Source organism: Micromonospora sp. WMMD980, assembly GCF_029626035.1.
Lineage (GTDB): Bacteria > Actinomycetota > Actinomycetes > Mycobacteriales > Micromonosporaceae > Micromonospora.
Window position 1 is genome coordinate 248,342 of the sequence record NZ_JARUBE010000003.1, and the last position, 18,919, is coordinate 267,260.

General features: G+C 73.9%; 14 protein-coding genes. All 14 read left to right on the top strand.

All coding sequences use genetic code 11. From position 1 onward, the window contains the following. Positions 1-55: 55 nt before the first annotated feature. The 14 genes from O7618_RS01685 (at position 56) to O7618_RS01750 (ending at position 18,748) form a co-directional block, all read left to right on the top strand. Positions 56-1,234, top strand: coding sequence for an ROK family protein (locus tag O7618_RS01685; RefSeq protein WP_278104172.1), 1,179 nt, complete (start codon positions 56-58; stop codon positions 1,232-1,234). Between the two features lie 53 nt (positions 1,235-1,287). Continuing rightward, positions 1,288-2,850 carry a sugar ABC transporter ATP-binding protein gene (locus O7618_RS01690; protein WP_278109875.1) on the top strand — a complete coding sequence of 521 codons (1,563 nt, stop codon included), beginning with the start codon at positions 1,288-1,290 and terminating at the stop codon, positions 2,848-2,850. Then, positions 2,847-3,932, top strand: coding sequence for an ABC transporter permease (locus O7618_RS01695; protein ID WP_278104173.1), 1,086 nt, complete (start codon positions 2,847-2,849; stop codon positions 3,930-3,932). The genes O7618_RS01690 and O7618_RS01695 overlap by 4 nt, the downstream gene beginning before the upstream one ends. A gap of 92 nt (positions 3,933-4,024) precedes the next feature. Next, the gene (locus O7618_RS01700; protein ID WP_278104174.1) at positions 4,025-5,068 is read left to right on the top strand and encodes a substrate-binding domain-containing protein; all 1,044 of its coding nucleotides are present in this window, start codon (positions 4,025-4,027) and stop codon (positions 5,066-5,068) included. A gap of 20 nt (positions 5,069-5,088) precedes the next feature. Continuing rightward, the gene (locus O7618_RS01705) at positions 5,089-6,318 is read left to right on the top strand and encodes a Gfo/Idh/MocA family oxidoreductase (RefSeq protein ID WP_278104175.1); all 1,230 of its coding nucleotides are present in this window, start codon (positions 5,089-5,091) and stop codon (positions 6,316-6,318) included. Positions 6,319-6,544: 226 nt separating this feature from the next. After that, positions 6,545-7,693 (top strand): inositol-3-phosphate synthase, encoded by a 1,149-nt coding sequence (locus tag O7618_RS01710; RefSeq protein ID WP_278104176.1) that lies wholly within the window; start codon positions 6,545-6,547, stop codon positions 7,691-7,693. After that, positions 7,690-8,697 carry an SCO3242 family prenyltransferase gene (locus O7618_RS01715; protein ID WP_278104177.1) on the top strand — a complete coding sequence of 336 codons (1,008 nt, stop codon included), beginning with the start codon at positions 7,690-7,692 and terminating at the stop codon, positions 8,695-8,697. Before O7618_RS01710 ends, O7618_RS01715 begins: the two co-directional genes overlap by 4 nt. Next, positions 8,694-9,584 (top strand): sugar phosphate isomerase/epimerase family protein, encoded by an 891-nt coding sequence (locus tag O7618_RS01720; RefSeq protein WP_278104178.1) that lies wholly within the window; start codon positions 8,694-8,696, stop codon positions 9,582-9,584. Before O7618_RS01715 ends, O7618_RS01720 begins: the two co-directional genes overlap by 4 nt. A gap of 36 nt (positions 9,585-9,620) precedes the next feature. Then, the gene (locus tag O7618_RS01725; protein WP_278104179.1) at positions 9,621-10,226 is read left to right on the top strand and encodes an EboA domain-containing protein; all 606 of its coding nucleotides are present in this window, start codon (positions 9,621-9,623) and stop codon (positions 10,224-10,226) included. A 1-nt stretch (position 10,227) separates the two neighbouring features. After that, complete coding sequence (locus O7618_RS01730; RefSeq protein WP_278104180.1) at positions 10,228-11,079, top strand: TatD family hydrolase; 852 nt, start codon at positions 10,228-10,230, stop codon at positions 11,077-11,079. Next, positions 11,079-12,254 (top strand): metabolite traffic protein EboE, encoded by a 1,176-nt coding sequence (eboE, locus tag O7618_RS01735; protein ID WP_278104181.1) that lies wholly within the window; start codon positions 11,079-11,081, stop codon positions 12,252-12,254. The genes O7618_RS01730 and eboE overlap by 1 nt, the downstream gene beginning before the upstream one ends. Further along, a complete protein-coding gene (locus O7618_RS01740) occupies positions 12,251-13,654 on the top strand; it encodes a nucleotide pyrophosphatase/phosphodiesterase family protein (protein WP_278104182.1) in 1,404 nt (467 codons plus the stop codon). Before eboE ends, O7618_RS01740 begins: the two co-directional genes overlap by 4 nt. 136 nt (positions 13,655-13,790) lie before the next feature. Further along, complete coding sequence (locus O7618_RS01745) at positions 13,791-16,628, top strand: RICIN domain-containing protein (RefSeq protein ID WP_278104183.1); 2,838 nt, start codon at positions 13,791-13,793, stop codon at positions 16,626-16,628. Positions 16,629-16,648: 20 nt separating this feature from the next. Beyond that, on the top strand, positions 16,649-18,748 hold the full coding sequence (locus O7618_RS01750; RefSeq protein ID WP_278104184.1) for a ThuA domain-containing protein: 2,100 nt from the start codon (positions 16,649-16,651) through the stop codon (positions 18,746-18,748). The last annotated feature ends 171 nt before the right edge of the window (positions 18,749-18,919 follow it).

Below are 18,919 nucleotides of genomic sequence, written 5' to 3' on the forward strand. Positions count from 1 at the left end.
ACGACACATCGCCATTGCGTCGATGTGAACGACTTCGATGCGGAGGTGACTGCCGGTGCGGACGGTCGACCCCCTGCACGTGCGGCTCCTGCGGCTGCTCCGGGACGAGGGCGCGGTCTCCCGCGCCGAGCTGGGTGACCGGCTCCAGATGCCCCGTCCCCGGCTGCTCGCCGAGCTGGAGCGCCTGGTCGCGCTCGGCTACGTGGCCGAGGCCGGGCTGGCCGCCTCCCGAGGCGGGCGCCGCTCCACCCTGGTCGAGTTGAGCCCGCACCTGCGCTTCGCCTCGGTGGACCTGGGCGCCAGCTCGATAGACGTCGAGGTGGTCGACGGCCGCCTGGAGCCGGTGACCGCCTACACCGAACCGGCCGACATCCGCTCCGGCCCCAAGGTGACCCTGCAACGGGTCAACGACCTGCTGCACAAGGCCAAGGTCGACGGCGCGTACGAGCGGCTCGACGCGGTCGGCATCGGCGTCCCCGGCCCGGTGAGCTTCCGTGACGGGGTGCCGGTCTCCCCGCCGATCATGCCGGGGTGGGACCGCTTCCCGGTCCGCGAGCTGCTGACCCGCGAGCACGGCTGCCCGGCCGTGGTCGACAACGACGTCAACATCATGGCGATCGGCGAGCGGCACGGCGGCGTCGCCCACTCGGTCGACGACTTCCTGTTCATCAAGATCGGCACCGGCATCGGCTGCGGCATCTACCTGCACGGCGAGGTCTACCGGGGCACCGACGGCTGCGCCGGCGACATCGGCCACATCCAGGTCGACCCGAACGGTCCGATGTGCTCCTGCGGCAACGTCGGTTGCCTGGAGGCGGTGTTCAGCGGCGCGGCGCTGGCCCGGGAGGCGACCGCCGCCGCGCGCGCCGAGGTGTCGCCGGCCCTGGTCGAGCGGCTCGCCGCCCGGGGCGCGGTCACCGCGCTGGACGTGGCGCAGGGCGCGATCGAGGGGGACGTCACCTGCATCCAACTCATCCGCGACGGCGGCCGGCGGGTCGGCAGCGTCCTGGCCGGGCTGGTCAGCTTCACCAACCCGTCGATGATCGTGATCGGCGGCGGCCTGGCCCAGCTCGGCCACATCCTGCTCGCCGAGATCCGCAGCGTGGTCTACCGCCGCTCGCTGCCGCTGGCCACCGGCAACCTGCCGGTCGTCCTCTCCGAGCTGGGCCCACGCGCCGGCGTCGCCGGCGCGGCGGTGCTGGCCAGCGACGTCGCGTTCGGGGAAGCCGCATGACCGAACGCACCGAGCGCAGCGAGGGCCGTGAGGGCATGCCCGGTCGGCACAGCATGAAGGGGGTGGAGGTGACCGGGAAGGAAACGCCCGCCGTCGCGGGCGAGGTGGTGCTGCGCCTCACCGACGTGGTGAAGACGTTCCCCGGCGTACGCGCGCTGGACGGCGTGCAGCTTGAGGTGCGGGCCGGCGAGGTGCACTGCCTGCTCGGGCAGAACGGTGCCGGCAAGTCCACCCTGATCAAGGTGCTCGCCGGGGTGCACCGGCCGGATTCCGGCGAGGTGGTGTGGCGGGGCGAGCCGGCCGCGTTCGCCGACCCGCAGGCCGCCATGCGCGCCGGCATCGCCACCATCTACCAGGAACTCGACCTGGTCGACGACCTGTCGGTGGCGGAGAACGCGCTCCTCGGCCACGAGCCGCGCCGGCTCGGCTTCGTCCGGCGCGGGCTGATGGCCCGGCGTACCCGGCAGATCCTGGCCCGGCTCGGCCACCCGGAGATCCCGCCCGGGCGGCTGGTGCGGCACCTGCCGGCGGCCGGGAAGCAGATCGTCAGCATGGCCCGGGCGCTGTCCCACGAGGCCCGACTGATCATCATGGACGAGCCGAGCGCGGTGCTGGCCCACGACGAGGTGGGCAACCTGTTCCGGATCATCCGGGAACTCACCGCGCAGGGCATCGCGGTCATCTACATCTCGCACCGGATGGAGGAGATCCGTGAGATCGGCGACCGGGTCACCGTACTCAAGGACGGCCGGACCACGGCGGCGAGCCTGCCGGCGCGCGACACCCCGACCCGCGACCTGGTCGCCCGGATGACCGGGCGGACCATCGAGTACGTCTTCCCGCGGCGCCCGGCCGACGACGGCGCCGGCGCGGAGCTGCTGCGGGTGGACGGGCTGACCCGGCACGGCGAGTTCGCCGACGTGTCGCTCGGCGTGCGGGCCGGCGAGATCGTCGGCATCGCCGGGCTGGTCGGCTCCGGCCGCTCGGAGCTGCTGGAGACGATCTTCGGGGCCCGCCGGGCGCACGCCGGGACGGTCCGGCTGGACGGGAAGGCGCTGCGCCCCGGCAGCGTGGGCGCGGCAGTGCGGGCCGGCATGGGCATGGCGCCGGAGGAGCGCAAGAGCCAGGCGTTGCTGCTCGGCGAGCCGATCTACCGCAACGTCACGCTCGCCACCTTCGGCCGGTACGCCCGCCTCGGCTTCACCGACGCCGGGCGGGAACTCACCGAGGCGGACCGGGTCGCCGCGTCGCTGGAGCTGCGGCCGCGCGACGTGCGCCGGCCGGTGCGCACCCTCTCCGGCGGCAACCAGCAGAAGGTGGTGGTCGGCCGGTGGCTGCTCGGGGGCACCCGGCTGCTGCTGCTCGACGAGCCGACCCGGGGCGTGGACGTGGGCGCCCGGGCCGAGCTCTACCAGGTGATCCGCGACCTGGCCGCCCGGGGCGTCGGGGTGCTGCTGGTCTCCAGCGAGGTGCCCGAGGTGCTCGGCCTGGCCGACCGGGTGCTGGTGATGCGGGAGGGCCGGGTGGTCCGGGAGGCCCCGGCCGGCGAACTCGACGAGAACACCGTGCTCGACCTCGTCATGGCGGGGTCCCTCATGGAAGGCGCACCGGCATGAGTGATACCGATACCGCACTGCCCGCGCAGTCGCCGCCGGTGGACCGGGCGGAGACCGCCACGGCCGGCCCGGCGGCCCGGCTCTCCTGGTGGCGCGGCGACGGCGGGGAGGGCGCCAAGCGCAACCTCGGCCTGCTGGCCACGCTCGTGGTGCTGGTGGTCATCGGCGTCCTGACCCGTCCCGACCTCTACGGCGACCCGAACTGGGTGTGGGGCAACACGCTCACCATCCTCAAGCTCGCCTCGGTGGTCGGCGTGGTCACCGTCGGCATGACCTTCGTGATCATCGGCGGCGGCATCGACCTGTCGGTCGGCGCGATCGTGGCGCTGGCCGGCGTCTGGTGCACCACGGTCGCCACCCAGAGCTACGGCGCCGGCGGCATGATCTTCAGCGCGCTCACCGTCGGGCTGGCCGTCGGCGTGGTCAACGGGCTGCTCGTCTCGTACGGGCGACTGGTGCCGTTCATCGCCACCCTGGCCATGCTGGTCGCCGCCCGGGGGCTGGCCGCCGAGATCTCCGACAAGCAGACCCAGGTTTCCACCAGCTCGTTCATCAACGGCATCGCCACCACCAACGTGCTCGGCATCCCGCTGCTGGTCTACATCCTGGTCGCGGTGGTCGCGGCCGGTTGGGTGCTGCTCAACCGCACCACCTTCGGCCGTCGCACGGTGGCGGTCGGCGGCAACCCGGAGGCCGCCCGGCTCGCCGGCATCAACGTCCGCCGGCACACCGTGCTGCTCTACGCGCTGTCCGGCCTCTGCTGCGGCATCGCCGCGGTGATGCTGACCGCGCAGGCCACCTCCGCCCAGGCGGCGATGGCCAACCTCTACGAACTGGACGCGATCGCCGCCGCGATCATCGGCGGCACGCTGCTCAGCGGCGGGCGGGGCACCATCGTCGGCTCCCTGCTCGGCGTGATCATCTTCTCCACGATCACCAACCTGTTCGCCATCAACAACCTCTCCGCCGAGGCCCAGAACATGGTCAAGGGCGGCATCATCGTCGCCGCCGTCCTGGTCCAGCAGGTGCAGTTCCGCAGTCTGACCCAGTTCCTCGCCCGAAACCGGGCCACCACCGGCTGATCCCACCGCGCCACCAGGCCGCCGTCGATCCGACGCCGGCCCGGCCCACCACACCCGAAACCACCCCCACCACCTCATCCCAGGAGGTCGTCATGACAAGTGACCTGTCACGCCGCCGGTTGCTCCTCGGCGGGGCCGCAGTCTCCGCCGGGGTGCTGCTCGCCGGCTGCACGAGCAACGAGCAGTCCCCGACCGAGGCGCAGACCAAGGCCGCCGCGAACAACGCCAACACCGAGCCGGGCAAGAAGGTGACCATCGGCTTCTCCGCCCCGGCCGCCGACCACGGGTGGATCGCCGCCATCACCAACAACGCCAAGGCGCAGGCCGGGGCGTACGGCGACGTGGAGCTCAAGTCGGTGGAGGCCGGCGCGGACGCGGCGGCCCAGCGGGCGGCGCTGTCCACGCTGATCTCGCAGAAGCCGGACGTGATCGTGCTGCTGCCGCACGACGGCAAGGAACTCAACGCGTTCGGCCTGGAGGCGATGAAGGCCGGCATCCCGGTGGTCAACCTGGACCGGGCGTTCCCGGACGCGCGCGCCTACCGGCTCCAGATCAAGGGCGACAACTACGGCATGGGGGTGGCCGCCGCCACCTACATCGCCGAGCAGCTCAAGGCCAAGGGCGTGAGCAACGCGGTGATCGGCGAGATCCCCGGCATCGAGTCGCTGGAGCTGACCCAGGAACGTTCCAAGGGCTTCGCCGACACGCTCGCCTCGTACGGGCTGAAGGTGGCCAACCGGCGGCCCGCCGAGTTCACCGTGGACTCCGGCCAGCAGGCCGCCACCGGGCTGTTCCAGGCCCTGCCGAAGATCGACGCGGTCTGGAACCACGACGACGACCAGGGCATCGGCGTGCTGGCCGCGGTCAACCAGGCCAACCGCAAGGAGTTCTTCATGGTCGGCGGCGCCGGCTCGAAGAAGGCCATGGAGGACATCGCGGCCGACAACACGGTGCTCAAGGCCACCGTCACCTACAGCCCGTCGATGGCCTCCTCGGCCATCTCCCTGGCCCGGCTGATCGGGCAGGGCAAGGGCATGTCCGATCTGGTGGAACTCCAGGTGCCGAAGGAGATCGTGCTCTCCTCCGAGACGATCACCAAGCAGAACTCGGGCGACTACCTGAAGCTCGGGTTCTGACACACGGGGGGAGACCCAGCTTGTCCAGTCACGACAGCATCCTGCGGGTCGGCATGGTCGGCTACGCGTTCATGGGCGCCGCGCACTCACAGGCGTGGCGCACCGTGAACCGGGTGTTCGACCTGCCGGCGAAGGTGCGGATGTCGCTCGTCTGCGGCCGGGACGAGCCGAAGGTGGCCGAGGCCGCCGACCGGCTCGGCTGGGACGGGCACACCACCGACTGGCGCCGGCTCGTCGAGTCCGACGAGATCGACGTGGTCGACATCTGCACGCCGGGGGACAGCCACCGCGAGATCGCCCTCGCCGCGTTGGCCGCGGGCAAGCACGTGCTGTGCGAGAAGCCGCTGGCCAACACCGTCGCGGAGGCGCGGGAGATGACCGCCGCCGCCGCGCGGGCCCGGGAGTCCGGGGTCCGTGCGATGTGCGGCTTCAACTACCGGCGGGTGCCGGCGGTGGCCCTGATGCGGCAACTCGTCGCCGACGGGCGGCTCGGCGAGATCCGGCACGTCCGGGCGGTCTACCTCCAGGACTGGATCGTCGACCCGCAGTTCCCGCTGGTCTGGCGGTTGCAGAAGGACCGGGCGGGCTCCGGCGCGCTGGGCGACATCGGCGCGCACATCATCGACCTCACCCAGCACGTCACCGGGCAGTCGATCACCGGCGTCAGCGCGCTCACCGAGACGTTCGTGAAGCAGCGGCCGTTGCCGGCCGGGTCGAGCGGCCTGGCCGCGCAGGCCGGCGGCAACGGCCGGGGCACGGGCGAGGTCACCGTGGACGACGCGGCGGTCTTCGTGGCCCGGCTCGACGGCGGCGGGCTCGCCACCTACGAGGCGACCCGGTTCGCGACCGGCCGCAAGAACGCCCTGCGCGTCGAGATCAACGGCTCGCGTGGCAGCGTCGTGTTCGACCTGGAACGCCTCAACGAACTGGAGTTCCTGGACGCCACCCGACCCGCCGCCGAGCAGGGCTTCAACCGGATCCTGGTGACCGAGCCGGAGCACCCCTACCTGGACGCGTGGTGGCCGCCGGGCCACATCATCGGCTACGAGCACTCCTTCACCCACCAGATGCGCGACTTCGTCGAGGCGGTCGCCACCGGCGCCGACCCGAGGCCGTCGTTCGCCGACGCGTTGCAGGTGCAGTTGGTGCTGGACGCGGTGGCGCGGTCCGCCGCCGCCGCCGCGTGGGTCGAGGTGGAGAAGGAGGGGGCCCCGCTTAACGCCTCCGGTAGAGGAGGGGGCCCCGCTTAACAACCCGCCCACACCGTGCGGCGTGCGAGCGCCGCCGACACCCTTCCGGCGCCGGCCGGCGAGGGCCCGCCACGGTTGCGCCCCGTGGCGGGGACGAGGCCGGCGTCGGGGGAGCGTGCCGCCGGGATCCTCCGGTCGGCACGACCAGCACGGCCCTCCGGTGCGGCCGGACCGGGATTCCCCGGCCGCACCGGCGGGGCCGGCATCGACCTGGGGAGGTAACGCGATGCGTACGGGTGTCTGGCTGGTGGGGGCGCGCGGCTCGGTCGCCACCACCAGCGTGGTCGGGGCGCTGGCCCTGCGGGCCGGGCTCACCCCGTCGACCGGGTGCGTGACCGAGCTGCCCGAGCTGCGCGGTCCGGCGCTGCCCGGCCTCGGCGACCTCGTCTTCGGCGGTCACGACGTGGCCGCCACCCCGCTGACCAAACGCGCCGAGGCGCTCGCCGCCGCCGGGGTGCTGCCCGGCCGGCTGGTCGACGCCGTCGCGCCGGAGCTGGCCGGTGTCGAGGCGGCGCTACGGCCCGCGCCGACCGAGGGCACTCCGGCGGACCGGATCGCCGCCGTGGTCGACGACCTGACCGCGTTCCGCCGACGGCACGACCTGGACCGGGTGGTGGTGGTCAACGTCGCCGCCACCGAGCCGGCGGCCGAACCGCACCCGGCCCACCACGACCTGGCCGCGCTGCGGGCCGCGCTGACCGGCCCCGCCGACGTGCTGCCGGCCAGCTCCCGGTACGCGTACGCGGCGTTCACCGCCGGCTGCCCGTACGTCGACTTCACCCCGTCCACCGGCGCCCGACTGCCGGCGCTGGCCGCGCTGGCCGACGCGCGCGGGCTGCCGTACGCCGGGCACGACGGCAAGACCGGCGAGACGCTGCTCAAGTCGGTGCTCGCGCCGATGTTCGCGATGCGGCACCTGGCGGTGCGTTCCTGGTCCGGCACGAACCTGCTCGGCGGCGGCGACGGCGCGACGCTCGCCGAGCCGGCCGCCAACGCCGCCAAGGTGGGCAGCAAGCAACGGGTGCTCGCCGAGACGCTCGGCTACCTGCCGCAGGGCAGTACCCGGATCGACTACGTCGAGGAGCTGGGCGACTTCAAGACCGCCTGGGACCTGGTCACCTTCGCCGGTTTCCTGGGCACCGGGATGCGGATGGAGTTCACCTGGCACGGCTGCGACTCGGCGTTGGCCGCCCCGCTGGTGCTCGACCTGGCCCGGCTCACCGCCGCCGCGCACGCCGCCGGCCGTCGGGGGCCCCTGGCCGAGCTGGCGTTCTTCTTCAAGGATCCGCTCGGTGCCACCGGCCACGGGCTCGGTGAGCAGTGGGCGGTGCTGCGCGACTTCGCCGCCGGCCTGCACGCCGGGGTGGACCGGTGACCCGGCTGGCCGACCTGGCCGAGCTGGTGCGCGCGCCCGCCGCGCTGTCCGTGCCCGGCGACGTGCTGGCCGGGGCGGCGGCCGTCGGCGCGCTCGGCCGGCGTACCCCCGCCCTGGCCGCCGCGTCGGTGCTGCTCTACTGGGCCGGGATGGCCGCCAACGACTGGGCCGACCGGCGGCTCGACGCGGTCGAGCGTCCGCAGCGGCCGATCCCGTCCGGGCGGGTCCGCCCCGCCGTCGCGCTCGGCCTGGCCGGCGGCCTGACCGCCGCCGGCCTGGCCGTCGCCACCGCCGCCGGGGGCCGGCGCGCGGCGACCGTCGCGGTCGGTCTGGCCGCCACCATCTGGGGGTACGACCTGAGCGCGAAGAACACCGCCGCCGGTCCCGCCGTGATGGCCGCGTGCCGAGGGCTGGACGTGCTGCTCGGCGCAACCACGACCCCGGCGGCCCGGGGATGCGCCCCCGGCGGCGGCCGTTGGCCCGGCGGCGGATCGTCCGGCACGGGCTGCGGTCGGGGTGCCGGCGGATCGGGCGGGGGCGTCGGATCGGCGTTGTCGCGGGCGCTGCCGACGGCGCTGACCGTCGCGGCGCACACCTGGACGGTCACCGCGCTGTCCCGCCGCGAGGTGACCGGCGCGGCCGACCGTCGGCTGCCCGCCTTCACGCTCGCCGGCACCGCGCTGATCGCGCTCGCCGCCCCGCGCCGGCCGACCTTGTTAAGCGGGGCCCCCTCCTCTACCGAATGCGTTAAGAAGGGGCCCTTCCTTCGCCTGCCGGTGGTGCTCGCGGCCGGGTACGCCGTGCGCTACGGGCGGGCGCAGGTTCGGGTGCTCGTCGACCCGTCGCCGGCCCGGGTGCGCGCCGCGGTCGGCGCCGGCATCACCGGGCTGCCCGCGTTGCAGGGCGCGCTGACCGCGCGGGCCGGCGCGGGGCTGCTCGGCCTCGCGGTGGCCGCCGCCGCCCCGCTCGGCCGCCGCCTGGCCCGACTGATCTCCCCGACATGACCGCCGTGACGCCGGCCGCCGCGCCCCGCCGGCCCGCGCCCGCTCCGGGCCGGCTGCGATTCGGGTACGGCACCAACGGCTTCGCCAACCACCGCCTCGACGACGCGCTCGGGGTGCTCGCCGACCTCGGCTACGCGGGGGTCGCGCTCACCCTGGACCACGACCACCTGGACCCGTTCGCGCCCGGGCTGGCCCGCCGGGTGGACGCCGTGCGCCGCCGGCTGGGCGCGCTGGGGCTGGCCGTGGTGGTCGAGACCGGGGCCCGCTACCTGCTCGACCCGTGGCACAAGCACGCCCCGACGCTGCTGCACGACGATCCGTCCCGCCGGATCGAACTCCTCCGCCGGGCCGTGCGGATCGGGGCGGACCTGGGCGCCGAGGCGGTCTCCTTCTGGGCCGGCGTCCGCCCGCCCGAGGTGCCGCCCCGGGTGGCGTGGGAGCGCCTGGTCGCCGGGTGCGCGACGGTCTGCGCCGGGGCGGGCGGCGTGCCGCTGGGCTTCGAGCCGGAGCCGGGCATGCTGGTCGAGGACATCGCCGGCTGGCGGCGGCTGCGCGCGGCGCTCGGTGAACCGCCCGGTTTCGGCATCACCCTGGACATCGGGCACTGCCGCTGCCTGGAGCCGCTGCCGGTGCCCGAGTGCGTGACGGCGGTCGCCGACCACCTGGTCAACGTGCAGATCGACGACATGCGCCGGGGCGTGCACGAGCACCTGGAGTTCGGCGCTGGCGAGATCGACTTCCCGCCGGTGCTGGCCGCCCTCGCCGACGCCGGCTACCCCGGCCTGGTGGCGGTGGAGCTGCCCCGACACTCGCACGCCGCCCCGACCGTCGCCGCCCGCTCGCTGGACTTCCTGCGCGTCGCCGCCCGGCGCGGCGAGGGGCGGTGACCGACCACCTTCCACCACCGGCAGAGGGGAGACGGCATGACACCCGACCGACTGCGCGCCGCGCTGCGGGGCGTACCCGATCCGCAGTGGCTGGACGCGGCGCTGCGCCGCGTCGCGAGCGAACCCGCGGCGATCCCGCGCTACTTCGCCCCCGCCGCCCGGCGGTGCGGACGCGGGCCGGTGCCCGACCCGCCCGGCTGGACCGTCGACGAGGCCGCCCGGGCGCTGCTGCTGACCGCGCTGCCCGGCGGGCACGCCACCGCCGCCGAGACGCTCTACCGGGAGGGCGACGCCGCCGAGAAGCGGGCCGTGCTGCGGGCGCTGCCGCTGCTGCCGATCGGGGCGGAGTGCGTGCCGCTGCTGCACGACGCGATCCGCACCAACGACACCCGGCTGGTCGCCGCCGCGCTCGGCCCCTACGCCCGGCACCTGGAGCAGCCGGCCTGGCGGCAGGCGGTGCTGAAGTGCGTCTTCGCCGGCGTGCCGCTGGCCGTGGTGGACGGCCTGACCGAGCGGGCCGACGGCGAGCTGGCGCAGATGCTCGCCGCGTACACCGCCGAGCGGCACGCCGCCGGACGGACCATGCCCGCCGACGCCACCGAGCTGCTCGACCGGCTCACCATCACCACCACGGAGGCGTGACATGCGCATCTTCGACCCGCACATCCACATGACGTCGCGGACCACCGACGACTACGAGCGGATGGCCGCCGCCGGGGTGCGGGCGGTGGTCGAACCGGCGTTCTGGCTGGGCCAGCCGCGCACCAGCGTGCAGAGCTTCGTCGACTACTTCGACTCGCTGGTCGGCTGGGAGCCGTTCCGGGCCGGGCAGTTCGGTGTCCGGCACCACGCCACGGTGGCGCTGAACCCGAAGGAGGCCAACGACCCGCGCTGCCGCCCGGTGCTCGACGTGCTGCCCCGCTATCTGGACAAGGACGGCGTGGTGGCGGTCGGCGAGATCGGCTACGACGCGATGACCCCGGCCGAGGACGCCGCGCTGGCCGGGCAGCTCGCGCTGGCCGTCGCGCACGACCTGCCCGCCCTGGTGCACACCCCGCACCGGGACAAGGCGCGCGGCGTCGAGCGCACCCTGGCGGTGGTCGCCGAGTCGGGCATCGCACCCGGGCGGGTGCTGATCGACCACCTCAACGAGGTGACCGTGGAGCTGGTCCGGGACACCGGCTGCTGGCTCGGCTTCTCGATCTATCCGGAGACCAAGATGTCGCCGCCGCGGATGGTCGAGCTGCTGAAGGCGTACGGGACGGAGCGGATGCTGGTCAACTCGGCCGCCGACTGGGGGCGCTCCGACCCGCTGCTGACCCGGGCCACCGGGGAGGCGATGCTGGCCGCCGGGTTCGACGCCGACGACGTGGACCGGGTGCTGTGGCGCAACCCGGTGGAGTTCTACGGCCAGTCCGGCCGGCTGGACCTCACCGACCTGGAGGACCCGGCCGCCACGTTCGCCGGCAACTCGATCCTGCGTGGGGGCGCGTGATGCGGCTGCGCCACGCCGACGGCACCACCGTCCACCTCGGCTACTGCACGAACGTCCACCCGGCGGAGGACCTGCCGGGCATCCTCGCCCAGCTCGACACCTACGCGGTCGCGGTGCGCCGGCGACTCGACGCCGACCTGCTCGGGCTGGGGCTGTGGCTGGCCGCGCCGGTGGCCGCCGCGCTCGCCGCCGACCCGGCGGCCCGCCGCCGGCTGCGCCACGAGCTGACCGTACGCGGGTTGGAGGTGGTCACGCTCAACGGCTTCCCGTACGCGGCGTTCCAGGCGCCGGTGGTCAAGGGCGCGGTCTACCGGCCGGACTGGACCACGCCGGAGCGCCTCGCGTACACCCTGGACCTGGCCCGGGTGCTCGCCGACCTGCTGCCCGACGACGCGGCCCGGGGGTCGATCTCGACGCTGCCGCTGGCCTGGCGCACGCCGTGGGGCCCGGACCGGGCCGACACCGCCCGGCGTCGGCTCGACGCGCTCGCCGCCGGGCTGGCCGCGGTGCGCCTCGACACCGGCCGGACGGTCCGGGTCGGGTTCGAGCCGGAGCCCGGCTGCCTGGTCGAGTCGACCGGGCAGGCCGCCACCGCCCTGTCCGGCGTGGACCCGGAGTGGCTCGGGATCTGCCTGGACCTGGCGCACCTGGCGTGCGCCTGGGAGGAGCCGGTCGAGGCGCTGGCCCGGCTGCGCGACGCCGGGCTGCCGGTGGTCAAGGTGCAGGTGTCGGCCGCCGTCGAGGCGCCCGACCCGGCCGGCGCGACCGAGGCGCTGCGCCGCTTCGTCGAGCCGAGGTTCCTGCACCAGACCCGGGCGGCCGGCTGTGCCGGCGCCGCCGACCCGGCCGACCCGGCGTGGGCGGCCGACGACCTGGAGGCGGCGCTGGACGCGCGGCTGCCGGGGGCGTGGCGGGTGCACTACCACGTGCCGCTGCACGCCCCGCCGGAGGAACCGTTGCGCTCGACCGTGCCGGTGCTGCGGGCCACCCTCGCCGCGCTGTACGCCGGACCGGCCGCCGGCTGCGACCACCTCGACGTGGAGACGTACACCTGGGGTGTGCTGCCGGAGGCGCGGCGGCCGCGCGGCGACGCGGAGCTGGCCGCCGGCATCGCCGCCGAACTGGCCTTCGCCCGCGACGAGCTGGGCGCTGTCGGGGTGGGGGTGTCCTCATGAGCCGGCGGCTGGTGGTGCTCGACGTGGTCGGGCTGACGCCGCGGCTGCTGGCGCACATGCCGCGGCTGCGCGCGGTGGCCGATGCCGGTTTCGCCGCCGAGCTGGGCACCGTGCTGCCGGCGGTGACCTGCTCGGCGCAGGCCACCTTCCTCACCGGCGAGCCGCCCGCCGGGCACGGCGTGGTGGGCAACGGCTGGTACTTCCGGGACCTCGGCGAGGTGCTGCTCTGGCGGCAGCACCACGCGCTCGTCGGCGGCGAGAAGGTGTGGCAGGCGGCCCGCCGCGTCGAGCCGGGCTACCGGGTGGCGAACGTCTGCTGGTGGTACGCGATGGGCGCGGACGTCGACTGGACGGTCACGCCGCGTCCGGTCTACCACGCCGACGGGCGCAAGGAGCCGGACTGCTGGACCGACCCGCCGGAGCTGCACGACACGCTCACCGACGCGCTCGGGGTGTTCCCGCTGTTCAGCTACTGGGGGCCGGGCGCGGGGCTGCCGTCCTCGGCGTGGATCAGCCGGGCCGCGCAGCGGATCCTCGCCGACCACGCCCCCGACCTGACCCTGGTCTACCTGCCGCACCTCGACTACGACCTGCAACGCTTCGGCCCGTCCGCGCCGCGGGCCGCCGTCGCGGCGGCGGAGCTGGACGCGGTGCTCGGGCCGCTGCTGGACGCGGCGCGCGAGCGCGACGCCACGGTGGTGGCGTTGTCGGAGTACGGCATCACCGACGTGTCCCGCCCGGTGGACGTCAACCGGATGCTGCGCGCCGAGGGGCTGCTGCGGGTGCACACCCAGGCCGGGATGGAATACCTGGAACCGTGGACGTCGCGGGCCTTCGCGGTGGCCGACCACCAGGTCGCGCACGTCTACGTGCGGGACCCGGCGGACGTGCCGGCGGTGGCGAAGCTCTGCGCCGCGCTGCCCGGTGTGGCCGAGGTGCTGGACGCGGCCGGGCAGGCCGGGTACGGGCTGGACCACGCCCGCTCCGGTGAGCTGGTGCTGGTGGCCGAGCCGGACGCCTGGTTCACCTACTACTACTGGCTGGACGACGCGCGGGCGCCCGACTTCGCCCGGCTGGTCGAGATCCACCGCAAGCCGGGCTACGACCCGGCCGAGCTGTTCTTCGACCCGGCCGCGCCGGGCGCGGCGAAGCGCCGGGCGGCGGTGGCGCTGGCCCGCAAGAAGCTCGGGATGCGCTACCTGATGAGCGTGGTGGGGCTGGACGCGGGCGCGCGGGCGGTGCGTGGTTCGCACGGGCGGCTGCCGGCCGACCCGGCGGACGGGCCGGTGCTGCTCTGTTCCGACCCGGCGGCGGCCCGGGAGCGGGTCGAGGCGACCGAGGTGAAGGCGCTGCTGCTCCACCTCGCCGGCCTAACTTTTGTCGATCCGCGTCAAAAGTAGCTTCCGATCGATCAGAAGCTATGGACATGCCGATCGAAAGGTTTTAATGTCGTGCCCAGCACCAGCTCCCCCCTTTCGGCATCCGGCGCGACGCGCGCCCGATCCTGGCTGCGCGCGTCAGGAAGGACTGCACGGCATGTCCAGCCACCCCCACCACCCACCCGCCCGACGACGACTGGCCGCCGGCGCGGCGCTGCTGCTCGCCGCCACCGCCGGCACGGTCGCCCTGGCCGCGACGCCCGTCCCGGCGTCCGCCCACCCCATCCCGGCGAGCGACTTCCAGCAGGTCGAGCTGGCCCGCGGCGTCGCCGAGACCGGCGAGCCGATGTCGCTCGCGGTGCTGCCCGACCGCTCGGTCCTGCACACCGCCCGCAACGGCACACTGCGCCGCACCGACGCGGCCGGCGTCACCACGGTCGTCGGCACCCTCGCCGTCTACACCCACGACGAGGAGGGGTTGCAGGGCGTCGGCGTCGACCCCGGCTTCGCCGCCAACCGGCACATCTACCTCTACTACGCGCCGCCGCTCTCCACCCCGGCCGGGGACGCGCCGGCCACCGGCACCGACTTCTCCGCCTGGCAGGGCGTCAACCGGCTCTCCCGGTTCACGCTCAACGCCGACTTCACGCTCAACCAGGCGAGCAAGGTCGACGTGCTCGACGTGCCGGCCGACCGAGGACTCTGCTGCCACGTCGGCGGCGACATCGACTTCGACGCGGCCGGCAACCTCTACCTCTCCACCGGCGACGACACCAACCCGTTCGACTCCGCCGGTTACGCCCCGATCGACGAGCGCGCCAACCGCAACCCCGGATACGACGCGCAGCGCAGCGCCGGCAACACCAACGACCTGCGCGGCAAGATCCTCCGGATCAAGGTCAACGCCAACGGCACCTACTCGATCCCCAGCGGCAACCTCTTCGCGCCCGGCACCGCGAAGACCCGCCCGGAGATCTACGCGATGGGCTTCCGCAACCCGTTCCGGATGAGCGTCGACAAGGCCACCGGCATCGTCTACGTCGGCGACTACGGGCCGGACGCCGGGACCACCTCGGCGCGCGGCCCGTCCGGGCAGGTCGAGTTCGACCGGGTCACCGGGCCCGGCAACTACGGCTGGCCGTACTGCACCGGCACCAACACGGCCACCGAGACGTACGCCGAGTGGGACTTCGCCACCGGCACGGCCGGCGCGAAGTTCAACTGCACCGGCGGGCCGACCAACAACTCGTTCCGCAACACCGGCCTGGCGACGCTGCCGGCCGCCAAGCCGGCCTGGATCCGCTACGGCGGCGACGCCGGCACCCCGAGCGAGTTCGGCGGCGGCTCCGAGTCGCCGATGGGCGGGCCGGTCTACCGCTACGACGCGGCCAACCCGTCCACCACCAAGTTCCCGCAGTCCTTCGACGGGCAGTTCTTCGCCACCGAGTTCGGGCGCGGCTGGATCAAGCCGATCCACCTCAACGCCGACGGCTCGCCCGGCACCATCGACGCGTTTCCGTGGACCGGCAAGCAGGTGATGGACTCCGCGTTCGGCCCGGACGGCGCCTACTACGTGCTCGACTACGGCACCGGCTACTTCAACGGCGACGCCAACTCGGCGCTCTACCGCTTCGACTACCTGGGCGGCGGCAACCGCGCCCCGGTGGCCCGGGCCGCCGCCGACCGGACCTCCGGCGCCGCGCCGCTGGCGGTGGCGTTCTCCTCGGCCGGCTCGTCCGACCCGGAGGGGGGCGCGCTCACCTACTCCTGGGCGTTCGGCGACGGCGGCACCTCCACCGCGGCCAACCCGTCGCACACCTACACCGCCAACGGCCGCTACACCGCCACGCTGACCGTCCGCGACCCGCAGGGCGCCACCGGCACCGCGAGCGTGGTGATCACCGTCGGCAACACCGCGCCGACAGTGGTCATCGAGACGCCCGGCAACGGCAAGCTCTTCTCCTTCGGCGACACGGTCCCGTTCCGGATCACCGTCACCGACCCGGAGGACGCCACCATCGACTGCACCAAGGTCAAGATGACCTACGTGCTCGGCCACGACCAGCACGGCCACCAGATCACCTCGGCGACCGGCTGCACCGGCACGATAGCCATCCCGGTGGACGGCGAGCACGACGACGCGGCGAACATCTTCGCCATCTTCGACGCCGAGTACACCGACTCCGGCGGCCTCACCACCCACACCCAGCACACGCTCCAGCCCCGGCACCGGCAGGCCGAGCACTTCAAGACCTCGTCCGGGATCAACACGTTCGACAAGGGCACCGCCGAGGGCGGCAAGACCGTCGGCGACATCCACAACGGCGACTGGATCGCGTTCCAGCCGTACCTGCTCGCCGACGCCACCGGGTTCAGCGCCCGGGTCTCCTCGGCCGGCGCGGGCGGCACGCTCCAGGTGCGGGCCGGCTCGGCCACCGGCACCGTGCTCGGCTCGGCCACCGTCCCGGTCACCGGCGCCTGGGACTCGTTCACCACGGTCACCGGCGCCCTCACCAACCCGCCGGCCGGCACCACCACGCTCTACCTCACGTTCGCCGGCGGCACCGGGGCGCTCTACGACCTGGACGCGTTCACGTTCACCACCTCGGCCGTGCGGACCGGGCCGGTGAAGGGACTGGCCGGCAAGTGCCTCGACGTGCGCAACGCGGCGACCGCCGACGGCACCCAGATCCAGATCTACACCTGCAACGGCACCGCCGCGCAGACGTGGACCGTGACGCCCAACTCGACAGTGCAGGCGTACGGCAAGTGCCTGGACGTGTCCGGCGGGGCGAGCGCGGACGGCACGAAGATCCAGCTCTGGACGTGCAACGGCACCGGCGCGCAGAACTGGTCGGCGCAGGCCGACGGCACGGTGCGCAACCCGCAGTCCGGCAAGTGCCTCGACGTCAGCGGCAACAACTCCGCCGACAGCACGCCGGTGCACCTGTGGACCTGCACGGCCGCCGCCAACCAGAAGTGGACGCTGCCGTGAGGTGGGAAGGAAGAACGACGATGAGACTCCTCCGTATCGCGCTGGTGGCGATGACAGCCGTCGCCGCCACCAGCGCCGCCACCCCGGCGAGCGCCGCCGACGCCCCGTACGACGTGCTGGTCTTCTCGAAGACCGTCGGCTTCCGGCACGACTCCATCGCGGTCGGCACGCAGACCGTCCGCGACCTCGGCGCGGCGAACAACTTCACCGTCACCGCCACCGAGGACGCCGCCCAGTTCACCACCGCCAACCTGGCCCGCTTCGAGGCGGTGATCTTCCTCAACACCACCGGCGACGTGCTGAACGCGACCCAGCAGACCGCGTTCGAGTCGTACATCGGCGCCGGCGGCGGATACGTGGGCGTGCACTCCGCCGCCGACACCGAGTACGACTGGCCGTTCTACGGCAACCTGGTCGGCGCCTGGTTCGCGTCCCACCCGGCGATCCAGCCGGCCACCGTCAAGGTGGAGGACCGGGCGCACGCGGCCACCGCGCACCTGCCACAACGCTGGAACCGCACCGACGAGTGGTACGACTACCGCACCAACGCCCGCTCCACCGCACACGTGCTGGCGAGCCTCGACGAGTCTTCGTACAGCGGGGGTTCGATGGGTGGCGACCACCCGCACGCCTGGTGCAAGTCCTACGGCGGCGGCCGGTCCTTCTACACCGGCGGCGGGCACACCCAGGCGTCGTACGCCGAGCCCGCGTTCCGCGCCCACCTGCTCGGCGGCATCCGCTACGCCGCCGGGCGCACCAGGGCCGACTGCCGGCCGGAGACCGGCTACACCGCGCTCTACGACGGCGGCACCACCGGCTGGTCCCAGGCCGGGCCGGGCAGCTTCACCAACGCCGACGCCACGCTGACCTCGGTCGGCGGCATGGGCCTCTACTGGTACAGCGCGAAGCAGTTCACCAACTACTCGCTCAAGCTGGACTGGCGGCTCGCCGGCGACGACAACTCCGGCGTGTTCGTCGGCTTCCCGCCGTCGAGCGACCCGAACTCGGCCGTGAACAACGGCTACGAGGTGCAGATCGACCCCACCGACTCGGCGGACAAGACCACCGGGGCGATCTACGGGTTCAAGTCCGCCGACCTGGCCGCCCGGGACGCGGCGCTGAACCCGGCGGGGGAGTGGAACACCTACGAGATCCTGGTCGAGGGCGAACGGCTCCAGGTCTTCCTCAACGGCGTGCGGATCAACGACTTCACCAACACCGACCCGGTCCGGTCGCTCGCCGGGCACGTCGGCATCCAGAACCACGGCACCGGCGACGACGCGTCGTTCCGCAACATCCGGATCAAGGAACTGGGCGGCACCCCGCCGCCGAGCGGCAACACCACCGTGCAGGCCGAGTCGTTCAGCGCGGCCAGCGGCGTCAGCGCGTTCACCAAGGCCGGGGCCAACGGCGGGCAGACCCTGGGGTACGTCGACCCGGGCGACTGGGCCGCGTACCAGGGCCTGGACCTGACCGGGGTGACGTCGGTGCGGGCCCGGGTGGTCTCGGGCGGACCGGGCGGCACGATCCAGGTGCGCACGGGTTCGCCGACCGGCCCGGTGCTCGGCCAGGTGGCGGTGCCCAACACCGGCGGCTGGACCACGTTCGCCGACGTCACCACCGCGCTGAGCGGCGTGCCGTCGGGGATCCAGACGGTATACCTGACGTTCACCGGCAGCGGGTCCGGGCTCTTCGACGTGGACGACTTCACGCTGGTCCGTGGTGGTGGCGGCACCGGCGGGACCGGCCCGGTGCGGGGCCTGGCCGGCAAGTGCCTCGACGTGCGCAACGCGGCGACCGCCGACGGCACCCAGATCCAGCTCTACACCTGCAACTCGTCGACGGCGCAGACCTGGACGGTGACGCCGAACGGGCCGGTGAAGGCGCTCGGCAAGTGCCTGGACGTCTCCGGCGGGGCGAGCGCGGACGGCACGAAGATCCAGCTCTGGACGTGCAACGGCACGGGTGCGCAGAACTGGTCGGCGCAGGCCGACGGCACGGTGCGCAACCCGCAGTCCGGCAAGTGCCTGGACGTGTCCGGTAACAACTCCGCCGACGGCACGGCGGTGCACCTGTGGACCTGCACGGGCGCCGCCAACCAGCGCTGGACCCTGCCGTGAGGTAGGCCATAGAGTGGGGACGGCGACCGCGAGGTGGCCGGTGGCCCGTCGGGAGGCGCAACCCGTCGGGCGCAGACGCTCCGGCGTCCACCGGTGCCGAGCCGTCGCCGTCCCCCGGTCACCCTCGCCCCGGTCCGCAACGGAATCCCCCCACCATGACAGGGGAGAAGG